Raw genomic sequence first — 12,780 nt, 5'->3', positions numbered from 1 at the left:
CCCCCCAGGAGAAAGAGACGTGGAATGAGCATCGCGCAACGCCTGACCATCACCCAGCCCATGCGGGTCTTCTGGATCACCTGGTTCGGCCAGCTCATCTCGATCCTCGGCTCCGGCCTCACGTCCTTCGGCGTGGGCGCGAAGGTCTTCCTGGACACGCGCTCCACCACGCAGTTCGCGCTGCTGTCCTTCTTCGCGCTGGCGCCCATGGTGGTGCTGTCCCCCATCGCGGGGACGCTCATCGACCGCTGGGACCGCCGCCGCGCCATGCTGCTGGCGGACCTGGGCAACGGCTTCACCACGCTGCTCATCTTCAGCATGTTGCTGGCCAGCGAGCGGGGGCTGTTCAAGCTCGAGACCTGGCACTTCTACCTGCCCGTCTCCCTGGGCGCGTGCTTCGGCGCCTTCCGCTGGCCGGCCTTCTTCGCCACGGTGACGCTCATCGTGCCCAAGCAGCACCTGGGCCGCGCCAACGCCATGGCGGAGGTGGCCAGCGGCGCCAGCCAGATCCTCTCCCCCATCATCGCGGGAGCGCTCATCGACAGCGTGGGCCTGAAGGGCGTGCTGACGGTGGACGTCTGCAGCTTCCTCATCGCCGTCACCACCCTGCTGATGGTCCGCTTCCCCAGGCCCACCGCCTCCGAGGCGGGCCAGCAGGGCAAGGGGTCGCTGCTCGCGGAGATGAAGCAGGGCTGGAGCTTCATCAGCGCGCGCAAGGGGCTGCTGTCCCTGATGGCCTTCACCGGCGTGGCCGTGCTGTGCATGGACCTGGTGGTGCTGTTGATCACCCCCCTGGTGCTCGCCTTCACGGACATCTCCACGCTGGGCCGCATCGCGTCCATCGCGGGCGTGGGCGCGCTGCTGGGCGGCATCGGCATGGGCGTGTGGGGCGGCCCCAAGAACCCGCTGTACGGCATCCTCGGCTTCCATGCGTTTTCGGGCGTGGTGCTCTTCATGGCCGCGCCCGCGCCCAGCGTGCCGCTGGTCGCCGCCGCCGCCGCGCTCTACCTGTTCACCATGCCGCCGGTGATGGCGGGCATCCAGTCCATCTGGCAGCGCAAGATTCCCGCGGACCTCCAGGGCCGCGCCGCCGCCGTGAAGCGGATGATCATCCTGTGCGTGTCGCCGCTCGCGAGCCTCATCGCGGGGCCGCTCGCGGACGACCTCTTCGAGCCGGCCATGCGCGAGGGGGGCGCGCTCGCCAGCAGCATGGGCCGCCTGCTGGGCGTGGGCCCGGGGCGCGGCATCGCCGTCATCTTCATCGTCCTGGGCCTGCTGACGCTCGCGAACGTCGCGGCCGGGTGGCTCAACCCGCGCCTGCGCAACCTGGACAAGGAGCTGCCGGACGCGCTCCCGGACACGCCGCCCGCCCCCCCTGACGACACCGCCGCCCCCAACGCCCCCACCGCTGGAGCCTCCGCGTCATGAGTGCCTTCTCCCAGGTCCTGCGCATGCTGCGCATGTTGCCGTCCGCCATGGCCGTGGCCACGCCGGGCGTGGGCCCCTGGCTCGCCCGCCGCCGCTGGACGCGCGAGGAGGGCACGCTCACCCTGCCCGGCCTGCACGGCAAGGTGGAGGTGCTGCGCGACACGTGGGGCGTGCCCCACATCTTCGCCAGCGACGAGCACGACCTCTTCTTCGCCCAGGGCTACGTGCACGGGCAGGACCGGCTGTGGCAGTTGGAGATGAGCCGCCGGCTGGTGGACGGCCGGCTCGCGACCCTGCTGGGCCCCATGGGCGTGCCCGCGGATCAGTTCTTCCGCACCCTGGGCCTGCGCCACATGGCGGAGAAGTCCTGGGAGCAGGTGGATCCGGAGGCACGCGCCGTCCTGGAGGCCTACAGCGCGGGCGTCAACGCGCGCATCGCCGCGGAGCCGCTGCCCTACGAGTTCACCGTGATGGCCACGACGCCCACGCCCTGGACGCCCGTGGACTCGCTCGCGCGCGGCAACCTGCTGGCGATGATGCTGGGCGGCAACCACCGCATCGAGCTCTTCCGCGCGCGGCTGGTGGCGGCGGTGGGTGAGGAGGTGGCCAACGCGCTCCTGCCGCAGAACGCGCCGGAGACGCCCCTCATCGTCCCCAGGGAGGCGCGCCTGCCGGGCCTGAAGGACGTGAAGGCGATGTCCGGCCTGGACAGCGTGGACGCGGTGATGGGCGACCCCAACATCGTCTCCGGCAGCAACAACTGGGTGGTGCACGGCCAGCGCACGAAGAGCGGCCAGCCGCTGCTCGCCAACGACGTGCACATCCCCCTGAGCATGCCGTCCACCTGGTACGAGAACGGCCTGCACGCCGGCCGCTTCCAGCACGTGGGCTTCTCCCTGCCCGGCGTGCCCATGCTGATCGTCGGCCACAACGGGAAGGTGGCCTGGGGCATGTCCAACCTGGGGCCGGACACCCAGGACTTCTACATCGAGAAGCTGGACGACCCGAAGGCGCCGAAGAAGTACCTCTACCAGGACGTCTGGCACGACCTGGAGGTGCGCCGCGAGGAGATCCCCGTCAAGGGCGGCGCCCCCGTGGTGCTGGAGGTGAAGAGCACCCGCCACGGCCCGCTGATGAACGCCGTCATGGCGGAGGAGCTGAAGGACAGCGAGCCCCTGGCGCTCCGGTGGGCGCACCGCGAATGCCAGCCGCTCATCAACGCCGTGCTGAAGCTCAACCTGGCCACGGACTGGGAGTCCTTCCGCGCCGCCATGAAGTGCTGGGAGGGGCCGGGCCAGAACTTCGTGTACGCGGACACGGCCGGCAACGTCGGCTACCAGGCCACGGGGAAGATCCCCATCCGCCAGGGCCACCAGGGCCTCATCCCCATGCCGGGCTGGACGGGGGAGTCCGAGTGGACGGGCTTCATCCCGTTCGAGGAGCTGCCCGCGTCCTTCAACCCGCCCGCGGGCTACGCGGCCACGGCGAACAACAAGATTACGTCCGACGACTACCCGCACCTCATCGCGCACAACTGGTTCCCCGGCTACCGCGCCAAGCGCATCACCGACCTGATTGAAGCGGGCACGCAGCACACCGTGGAGTCCATGCGGGACATCCAGGCGCAGACGTACTCGCTGCCCGCGGAGGCGCTGCGCCCCTACCTCCTGGCGGCGGCGCTCCCGGCGGACGACCTCCAGCGGCAGGCGGTGGAGGCGCTGAAGGCGTGGGACCTGCGCTGCGAGCCGGAGGCCGTGGGCGCCACGGTGTTCCAGGCCTGGTACATCGAGGTGCTGCGCAAGCTGCTCCAGCACAAGCTGGAGCCGTCGCTGGTGAAGGAATACCTGATGGGCCAGTACGAACGGCACGGCAGCCTGCACATGCCCTTCGTCATCGGCCTGATGTCCCAGCCGGACAGCCCCTGGTGGGATGACCCGAAGACGCCGGAGAAGGAGACGCGCGACGACATCCTCCGCGCGGCCCTGGGCGTGGCCGTCGCGTGGCTTTCGAAGACGTACGGCCCGAAGCCGGAGGCGTGGGCCTGGGGCCAGGTGCACCAGCTCACGTACGCGCACCAGATGCTGGGCGGGCCCGCCATCCCCGCGCGCATCCGCCGCGTCTTCAACAGCCGCCCGGTGCCCGCGCGGGGCGACAACTACTCCGTGGACGGCGCCTCGTTCCTCTGGAGCCACCCCTTCAAGGTGGTCCACGGCACCGCGCTGCGGATGATCGTCGACCTGGCGGACCTGTCCCGCTCCGTGTCCATCCACTCGCCGGGGCAGTCCGAGCACCTGTACCACAAGCACCGCGATGACCTGATGGAGCTCAACCGCAAGGTGGAGTTCCACCCCATGCTCCACACGCGCCAGGCCGTGGAGCAGCACCGCGAGGCCACGCTGACGCTCACGCCCGCGGTGGCCCTGGCCAAATAAAACAACCCGGACTTGAAGGCCGTCACTCCCCCCGGAGCGACGGGCCTCCAGGCCCGGGTCCATTGCGTTTCAGGCTCCAGCGGGAGCCGGCACTCGTATTCGCGTCGAGTTCCCCCTCAGAAACTCGACGCTTCCCCCTTCTATGTGCCAGCCCCTGCGGTCCCCCTCATTTCCCGCGCATGCCGCGGTGAGCTAAGAAGTCCCCCGACTCCCTGACTCACCGTGTCGCTGCTGCGCGGGCCCCCCTGCTTCCCGTGCTGCGATGAAGGAACAGTACCGGGCCCCCCTGTTTCGATCTGTGAAGCGGCCCACAAGCCCGGTGTGAAGGCGTTCACACCCGCCGGACTTGTCCGCCCGCCCTGGATGGGAGGCTTCCCTACCTGCATCCAGGGATTCCGGGCAGAATGGCGGTCCCCTCATGTCCTACGCGCAGCTTCTGGCCGAAATCCCCATGTTCGAGAGCCTCGGCCGGGAGGACCTGGAGAACATGTCGTCGCTCCTCCAGCCCCGGCGCTTCGCGAGGGGAGAGGTCATCTTCCACCGGGGGGACGTGGGCACCGCGCTGTTCATCATCCGGCGCGGGCAGGTGGCCATCCGGCTCTCCTCCAGCGAGGGGCGCGAAATCACCCTGGCGCTGCTGGACCGGGGGGACGCCTTCGGGGAGCTGTCCCTGCTGGACGGCGAGGTGCGCTCCACGGACGCGATGGCGCGCGAGGAGGCGCACCTGCTCACGCTCCAGCGCGACGACTTCCGGCGCTACCTGGAGACGCGGCCGCAGGTGAGCCTGGCGCTCCTGGCGAACATGAGCCGGCTGGTGCGGCGCACGACGCAGCTCGTTTACGACTCGGCCTTCTTGGACGCGCGGAGCCGGCTGGTGCGGGTGCTGCTGGAGCTGGCGAAGACGCAGGGAAGGCAGGCCCCGGAGGGGCTGGTCATCACCCCGAAGCTCACGCAGTCGGAGCTGGCCAACCTGTGCGGCGTCACCCGCGAGAGCGTCAACAAGTGGCTGCGCTACTACGTGCGCGAGGGGATGCTCAGCTTCGAGGGCGGGCAGATCGTCCTCCTCCAGCCGGAGCGGCTGGGGCAGGACGCGGAGTAGCCGTCAGCCGCGCACGCGGAAGAGGGACAGGGGCTCGTCACGGCCCTTCACCTTCACCGGCGCCAGCGGCTCCAGCGCGAAGGCGCTCGCGTCCAGCAGGGCCCGCGTGGCTTCGGTGATGAGCACCTCGCCCGGCCGCGCGACGCCGCAGACGCGGGCCGCGACGTTGGTGGCGTCCCCCACGGTGGCGTACTGGAGGTAGCGCTCCGAGCCGATGTTGCCCGCGGCCACGGGGCCGGAGTTGAGCCCGATGTGGACTTGAAGCTCCGGCGCGCCGTCCGCCCGCCAGCGGTCGTTGAGGGCCGCCAGGGCCTGCTGCATCTCCACGGCCGCGCGCACGGCCCGCTCCGCGTCATCCGGCCGGGCGAAGGGGGCGCCCCACACGGCCATCAGCGCGTCGCCGATGTACTTCTCCAGCGTGCCCTCGTGGCGGAAGACGACGTCCGCCATCACCGGGAAGTACGCGTTGAGCATGTCCACCACCTGCCGGGGCTTGAGGCGCGAGGACATGGCGGTGAAGCCGGTGATGTCGGAGAAGAGGATGGTGACGTTCGCCTCGCGCACCTCCAGCGGCACGCCCCGCAGCGCCTTCAACTGGCGCACGACGTCCGGCGGGAAGAAGCGCTGGTAGGCGTTCCTGAGCACCGCCTCCTCCTCCAGCCGCCGCGCCAGGTGCGCGTGGTCCAACGCGACGGCGGCCTGGTTGGCGAAGGCGGTGAGGAACTCCAGGTCCTCGTCGGTGAAGAGGCCTCCCTGCGTGAGGCTGTCCAGGTACAGCACGCCCAGCACGGAGTCCCGCGTGCGCAGGGGCACGCACAGCGAGGCGCGGATGGACTGGCGGAAGACGGAGTCCGCGCCCACCAGCCGCGCGTCGTCCCGCGCGTCCGTGAAGAGGGCCGCCACGCCGCGCGAGTGCACGTAGTCCACGATGTGCTGGCTGTAGAAGCGCTCCGGCAGCGCCCCGCCCCGCGCGCCCCGGGCCACGCGCGGCGCCAGCGCCCCCGTGTCCCGGTCCACCAGCAGCACCGCCGCCCGGTCCACCGCCCAGATCTGGAAGACGAGCTGGAGCACGCGCTCCAGCAGCCCGTCCACCGGGCCCGGGGACGCGAGGATCTGCCCCACCTTGAGCAGCACCTGGAGCTTGTCGCGGGTGCGGTCCGGCGAGCGCGTGTCGAGCAGCGCCTCCATGGAGGACCCGCCGGAGAAGCGCGTCTCCAGGGGCTGCGTGCGCAGCGGGCCCCAGCCGTCCGGCAGCGGCGTGTCCGGGGACACCAGCCGGAACCACACCTCGCCGCAGCGGAAGGACTGGCCGTGGCCCAGCTCCTGGCGGGAGACGCGGTGCGGCCCCACGAAGCTGCCGTTCTTGCTGTCCAGGTCCACCAGCACCACGCGCCCGCCCGCGCGCTCCAGCCGCGCGTGGCGCCGCGACAGGCTGGGGTGCGGCACGCGGATGCCATTCTCCTCCGTGCGGCCGATGGTGGTGGTGCCCTCCGGCAGCATCACCACCCGTTCATCCACCTGGCCTGGGTTGAGGATGAGGCGCATGCGCTAGCGGGGCTTCAAGTGGGCCCCTTGGCCGTGAAGACGCCGGGCCGGGGCGCGGACGCGGGCGCCTCCAGGACGGCGGGGGCCACCTGCTCGGAGGTGCGGTCCGCGGAGGACTCGGACTGGCTGCCGTGGCGGGCCACCACCTCGCGCACCGCCAGCGACTGGCCCGCGGGCCCCGGCAGGCGGCGGTCCCCGGCGAGCCGGCAGTCGAAGGCGTCCTGGAGCCGCGCGGCCAGCGTCTCGCTCACCAGCACCTGGTCGCGCGCGGCCACGGTGGCGAGCCGGGCCGCGGTGTTCACCACGTCGCCCAGCACCGTGTGGTCCAGGCGCCCGCGCCCGGCCGCGCCCACGTTGCCGGACAGCACCGGCCCGGTGTCCACGCCCATGCAGACGCCGTGGGCGTACGGGGACGCGTCACCGCCGCTCCACGACAGGCCCTGCAGCCGCTGCTTCACCGCGAGGCAGGCGTCCAGCGCGCGCGACACGTGGCCCTCGCCCTGGAAGACGGCCATCACGGCGTCGCCCAGGAACTTGTCCACCACGCCGCCGCGCGACTCCAGCTCCGGGAGGATGACCTCGAAGTTGGCGTTGAGCCGGCGCAGCGCGGACTCCGGCGGGTGCTGGCGCGTGACGGCGGTGAAGTCCGCGACGTCCAGGAAGGCCACCGTGGCGTCCACCTGCTCGCCCGCGAGAGCCCCCGGGCCGCGCACCAGCGGCAGCACCCGGTCCACGATGCCGCCGTGCACGAACATGCGCAAGAGCGCGTTCTCCTCCGTGGAGCGCACCGCGCGGCGCAGCTCGGCGACATGCCGCACCGTCTTGGCCAGCGTGGACTCCAAATCATCCAGGTCCACCGGCTTCACGAGGAAGTCGAACGCGCCCCGGTTCATCGCCGTGCGCAGGTTGGGCAGGTCGCCGTACGCGGAGACCATGACGACCTTCACCAGCGGGTCCACCTCGCCCACGCGCGACAGGAAGGTGAGCCCGTCCATGCGCGGCATGTTCAGGTCGCACAGGACGGCGTGCGTGTCCGGGTGCTGGCGCAGGGCCTCCAGCGCCTCCTCGCCGTCGCGCGCGAAGACGAAGCGGTAGACGCCGTCGCGCACGTGCCGGCGGAAGCGCTGGCGCATGAGCAGCTCCACGTCCGGCTCGTCGTCCACCACCAGCACCGTGGCGGCCTGTCCAGCGCGGCCCGCCTCCACCAGCGCGACGAAGGCCGCGGCCAATTCGCGCGCGGAGCCGAAGCGCTGCGCGAGCGTCGGGTGCAGGGCGCGCTGGAAGAAGGCGTCGCCGCCCGCGCCCAGCTCCGGCACCAACTGCGACACGGGCACCGCGGGCGGGTGGAAGGCGCCGCGCAGGAGCGCGCCCACGGACTCGGGGCCGTAGGGGAACTGGCCGGTGAGGGCGCGGTAGAGCACCACCGCGAGCGACCAGAGGTCCGCCCTGGCGTCCAGGTCCGGATCCGCGCGCAGTTGCTCCGGGCTCATGTAGCGCAGCGTGCCGGTGAGCCCCTCCGCCTGCGCGGGCGCCCCGGTGGGGATGAGCGAGCGCGCGAGCCCGAAGTCGAGCACCTTCACCACCTCCTCGCCGTCCACGTGGGCGAGGAAGAGGTTGGCGGGCTTCAGGTCGCGGTGGACGAGCCCCGCCGCGTGCGCCGCCGCCAGCGCGCGGGCCACCGGCGTGACGAGCGCGGCCACGCGGGCCGGGGACAGGCGCCCCTGCTGGGTGAGGCGCGTCTCCAGGTCCTCGCCCTCCAGCAGCTCCATGACGATGTACGGCACGCCGCCGTCCACGCCGGAGTCGTGCACCTGCACCACGTGCGGGTGGCGCAGCCGGGCCACGGCCTGGGCCTCCTGCTCGAAGTGGCGGTGGGCCTCCGGCGTGCGCGCCACCACGTCCGAGGCGATGAGCTTGAGGGCCACGTGCCGCTGGAGTTGCAGGTCGACGGCCCGCCAGATGGCGCCAATGCCACCGCCGCCAATCCTGCGCTCCAGCGCGTACCTGCCGCCCATGGGGCGCCCGGTGTCCATCGGCCCTGTGTCTCCGTCCCGGGCACGGCCTGCCGCGCGTGCCTCGCGAGGCCGGGAATGATGGCACACTTGGCGCCTCCCCTGGCGTGCCCATTCGGTGCCGCGCCCGGAGCCCGGGGCCCGGCAGCACGCCCGGTGTGGGGGGAGGAGCGTCAGGGACGGGTCAGCGCCTGGGCGAGCCGGGGCAGGACGTCCCCCGCCCGCGCCTCCACGCGCACATCCGCGAGCCCGTCGCCCCGGCTCTCCCCGATGTTGAGGATGCCGATGGGCAGGTGCCGCTCCGCCGCGCGGGTGACGAAGCGGTAGCCGGAGTAGACCGTCAGCGACGAGCCCACCACCAACAGCGCGTCCCCCTCCTCCACCAGCGCGAACGCGTCCTGCACCAGCGGCGCCGCGACGTTGTCGCCAAAGAACACCACGTCCGGCTTCAGCGTCCCGCCACAGCGCGTGCACGCGGGGACGCGGAAGCCCTCCAGTGCCTCCTGGGACAGTTCCGCGTCGCCGTCCGGGCGCAGCTCCACCACGGTGTGCGCGAAGTCCGGGTTGAGGCCCAGCATCCGCGCCTGGAGCGACGCGCGCGGCTCCTGCGCGCCACACGCCAGGCAGCGCACCCGGGACAGCGCGCCGTGCAGCTCCAGCACGCGCTCACTGCCCGCGGCGTGGTGCAGCCCGTCCACGTTCTGGGTGATGAGCCCGGGCACCACGCCCGCCTTCTCCAGCGCGGCCAACGCGAGGTGCGCGTCGTTGGGCCGGGCGGTAGTGAAGCGCGGCCAGCCCAGCAGGCTGCGCGCCCAGTAGCGCTGACGCACCGCCGGCTGGTGCAGGAACTCGCGGTGCTGGATGGGGTTGCGCACCTTGTGGCGCGTCTCCGGGCCGCGATAGTCGGGGATGCCGGACTCGGTGCTGCATCCAGCGCCGGTGAGCACCACGACGCGGCGTCCGCGCAGCAGCCGGACCAGGGCGTCCAGGCCCGGCTCGGGCGGGAGGGCGGCGACAGGGGAGTCCGTGAGGAGCGTCATTCCACCCTCCGTATAACGCGGCCCGCTCACGCTCGCTCCCGGGCGTTCGCGCCGTGGGTGTGGGCGCCTACCGGACGAGCGCGTCCCTGGCGGGGTCCGCGGGCTTCGGCGTGGCCATGGCGGCCTTGATGTCCCGGCGCGCGGCGGGGGGCAGCCGGGCAATCCAGCGGTCCATCGCCTGGCGCAGCTCCGGCACGGAGGACTCGTCGTCCGGGAGCGCTCCGGCCTCCAGGCGGGCCTCGGCGGCGAGCCGGACGGCGCGGTCCGGGTCCTGCTTCGCGTCCCACAGCGCGCGGGCCAGCATGTAGCGCGCGGCGGGGCGCTCCGCGGGACGGGGCCGGGCGCGCTCCCACCCGGCGACGGCCTTCTCCAGCGGGGCCAGCGCCTCGCGCGGACGGCCGAGCACCATGTACGTGCGCCCCAGGTCCACCAGGGCCCCCGTCCAGCCGCCGTTCACGTCGTCCGGCAGGGACGTCTGGAGCGCGGCGGCGCGCTCGAAGTACGGCAGGGCCTGGTCCGGCTGGTTGCGGTAGCTGAGCGTCTGGCCCATGCCCCGGAGCACCAGCGCCAGCGTGGGGTGGTCCGGGCCCAGGCTCTTCTCCACCTGCCCGAGCGCCGTGGCGAAGCGCTGGGTGGCCTCCTCCAGCCGGCCCATGTGCACCAGCAGCGTGCCGATGTTGTTGACGATGATGGCCACCGTGGAGCTGTCGCGCCCCTCCGTTGTCTCCGCGATGCGCAGCGCGCGTTCGTACAGGGGCAGCGCCTCCTCGCGCTTGCCCTGGTACTGGAGCGCCAGCGCCAGGCTGTTGAGCGCGTCCGCCACCTGCGGGTGGTCCTGCCCCAGCGAGCGCTCCAGCAGCGCCAGCGCGCCCCGGGCCAGCCGCTCCGACTGCACGAAGTCACCCTGCTGCCAGCGCACGCTGGCCTGCTCCAGGCGGATGCGCGCCACGTCCGGGTGCTCGGGCCCCAGCGCCCCGCGCACGGTGCCCAGGGCGCGCTCGTACAGGCCCAGGGCCTCCTCCGCGCGCCCCTGGGAGCGGCGCACGGTGCCCAGCTCCACGCGCACGTCCGCGACCTCCAGGGCCTCCGGGCCGAAGCGCTTCTCCAGGAAGGACAGCGCGCGGGTGAGCTGCTCGTGGGCCTCCGGGTAGCGGCCCTGGCGCGACAACAGCCGGCCCAGGTTCATGGCGAGCGCGCCGGCCAGCTCCCTGCTGCCGCCCAGCCGCTCCACCGCGGCGCTGGCGCGCTCCGCGGCCTGCTGCCCCTGGGCGTAGTGGTCCAGCCGCTCCCCCGTCACGCGCACCGCCAGCGTCCACGCGCGGGCGGCGGCGTCGTCGTTGCGGCCGGCCTCCGCGCTCCACGCGGCCTGGAGCACCGTGGCCTCCGCGCCCCGGTAGTCCCCGGCCCCGTCCTTCAACTCCGCGAGCAGCAGCAGCGCGTCCGCGGCGCCGGACCAGTCCCCCGCGGCGCGCGCGGCCTGGGCCACCGGCTCCACCCGCGCCACGCCCTGCGAATAGCGGCCGGCGGCGCGCAGCGCCCTGGCGTCCACGAGCGCCTGGAGCAGCGCGACCGTGCGGTCCCGGGCGGCGGGGTCGTCCGGAGCGGAGTGGCCCCGCGACGTCAGCGCCTCCACGTCCGAGCAGCCCGCCAGCGGCGCCAGCCCCTCCACCGCGCGGGGCGCCCGCTCCACCAGGTCCGGGTCCGCCTGCGTGAACAACTGCGTGAGCGCGGCCACGTCCGCGAGCCGCGCGTCCAGGCAGCGCATGCGCAGCGCCATCACCGCCTCGCTCTGCTCGTGGCGCACGCGGGTGGCCTCGCAGGCCGCCGTGCGCGTCGTCACCCACGCGGCGGTGTACGCGTCCAGGCCCCGGCGCACGTGCCGGAAGGCGTCGTGCGCGAAGCGGCGCCCGGTCCCGACGAAGGCCGCCTCCACCGCCTGCTGCCGGGGCGCGTCCCACACGCCGTCCATGGCGCGCGCGGCGCCCTCGCAGCCCGTGACATCGCGGCCGTGGAGGATGTGCGTGAGGCCCACCGCGGACAGGAGCAGCAGCGACGCGCCCGCCACGCGCAGCCGCCGCGTCCTGCGCGCCGCGGGGTCCGCCTCCAGCGCGGCGATGAGCGCCTCCATGGACACGTGGCGGTCCTCGGGCTTCACCGACAGGCCCTTCACCACCACCTTGCGCAGCCACTGCGGCACGCCCGAGTGCCGGGGCACGCTCTTCACGCGCCCCGCGTGCACCGCCTGGGACAGCTCCTCCACCGTGTTGCCCGCGAAGGGGCGCTCGCCGTAGAGGCCTTCATAGAGCGCGGCGCAGAAGCCGAACTGGTCGCTGCGCGCGTCGGTGCGCTCCTCCGGAGGGAACTGCTCCGGGGCCATGTACGCGGGCGTGCCGCCCTCCATGGCGCGCGGGTGCGTGGGGCTCCCCGGCATCATGGGCGGGGCCACGGCGCCGGACATGATGCGCGACAGGCCGAAGTCGGTGACGCGCACGCGGCCGTCCTGGCCCACGAGGATGTTCTCCGGCTTCACGTCGCCGTGCACGACGCCCACCGCGTGCGCGGCGGCGAGCCCCCGGGCCACGGCGAGGAAGAGCTCCACCACCTGGCGCCACGGGTGCGGGCCGTCGTGCTCCCACTTGCGCAGCGTGTGCGCGTCCACCAGCTCCATGGCCAGGAAGACCTGCCGGCCGAAGGTGCCCACGTCGAAGACGGAGACGACGTGCGGGTGGGAGACGCGGGCCATGGCCTGCGCCTCGCGCAGCACCTGCGTGCGTCCGGCCTCCGCGCCCAACCCCAGCGCCTCCACCTGCAGGAGCTTGAGCGCGACGCGGCGGTCCAGCTCCGGGTCATAGGCGGCGTACACGACGCTCATCCCGCCCACGCCCAGCATCTCCAGGATGAGGTAGCGCCCCACCGCCGTGCCGCGCGCGAGCGGCGGCGTGGGCAGCCTCAGGCGCGGCTTCCTCCCGCGCCACGGGTCCACCGCCAGCGTCGCCAGTTGGCTGTCCAGGACGGTCTCCTCCGGCGCGGCGGGCCCGGAGTCGTCGGTCGGTTGCACCTTCAGCGCCTCGGACACCATGCGCCGGCAGGAGGGACACGTGTCCAGGTGCTCGTCGACGAGCGCGGCCCTGTCGGGAGGCAGCGTCCCGAGCAGGAGGTCCATGAACGTGGGTTCGTCCAGGCAGGCGAGGGGCATGGGAGGCACGTGGAGGGCGGCAGCACAG

Annotated in this window: 7 protein-coding genes; 3 read left to right on the top strand and 4 right to left on the bottom strand. The window is 73.1% G+C overall.

Features of this window, described 5'->3' with window-relative positions; all coding sequences use genetic code 11:
- Window positions 1-24 precede the first annotated feature (24 nt).
- The 3 genes from K8556_RS26650 to K8556_RS26640 all read left to right on the top strand — a co-directional run bounded on the left by K8556_RS26650 (window position 25) and on the right by K8556_RS26640 (window position 4,959).
- Window positions 25-1,428 carry an MFS transporter gene (locus K8556_RS26650; protein ID WP_223742915.1) on the top strand — a complete coding sequence of 468 codons (1,404 nt, stop codon included), beginning with the start codon at window positions 25-27 and terminating at the stop codon, window positions 1,426-1,428.
- Window positions 1,425-3,860 (top strand): penicillin acylase family protein, encoded by a 2,436-nt coding sequence (locus tag K8556_RS26645; RefSeq protein ID WP_223742914.1) that lies wholly within the window; start codon window positions 1,425-1,427, stop codon window positions 3,858-3,860. The genes K8556_RS26650 and K8556_RS26645 overlap by 4 nt, the downstream gene beginning before the upstream one ends.
- Before the next feature lie 418 nt (window positions 3,861-4,278).
- The gene (locus tag K8556_RS26640; RefSeq protein WP_223742913.1) at window positions 4,279-4,959 is read left to right on the top strand and encodes a Crp/Fnr family transcriptional regulator; all 681 of its coding nucleotides are present in this window, start codon (window positions 4,279-4,281) and stop codon (window positions 4,957-4,959) included.
- Window positions 4,960-4,962: 3 nt separating this feature from the next.
- Here the strand turns inward: K8556_RS26640 and K8556_RS26635 are convergent, their stop codons facing one another.
- From K8556_RS26635 to K8556_RS26620, 4 genes are all read right to left on the bottom strand, one after another.
- Window positions 4,963-6,504 carry an adenylate/guanylate cyclase domain-containing protein gene (locus tag K8556_RS26635; protein WP_223742912.1) on the bottom strand — a complete coding sequence of 514 codons (1,542 nt, stop codon included), beginning with the start codon at window positions 6,502-6,504 and terminating at the stop codon, window positions 4,963-4,965.
- 14 nt (window positions 6,505-6,518) lie between these two features.
- Window positions 6,519-8,537: a protein kinase gene (locus tag K8556_RS26630; protein ID WP_223742911.1), complete on the bottom strand. Its 2,019-nt coding sequence runs from the start codon at window positions 8,535-8,537 to the stop codon at window positions 6,519-6,521.
- A 152-nt stretch (window positions 8,538-8,689) separates the two neighbouring features.
- On the bottom strand, window positions 8,690-9,556 hold the full coding sequence (locus K8556_RS26625) for an NAD-dependent protein deacetylase (protein WP_223742910.1): 867 nt from the start codon (window positions 9,554-9,556) through the stop codon (window positions 8,690-8,692).
- 67 nt (window positions 9,557-9,623) lie between these two features.
- Window positions 9,624-12,752, bottom strand: a complete 3,129-nt coding sequence (locus K8556_RS26620) for a tetratricopeptide repeat protein (RefSeq protein ID WP_223742909.1) — start codon at window positions 12,750-12,752, stop codon at window positions 9,624-9,626.
- Window positions 12,753-12,780 lie beyond the last annotated feature (28 nt).

The sequence above is a fragment of the Corallococcus sp. AS-1-12 genome (assembly GCF_020036995.1).
Lineage (GTDB): Bacteria > Myxococcota > Myxococcia > Myxococcales > Myxococcaceae > Corallococcus.
This window is presented reverse-complemented; position numbering and strand designations above follow the sequence as displayed.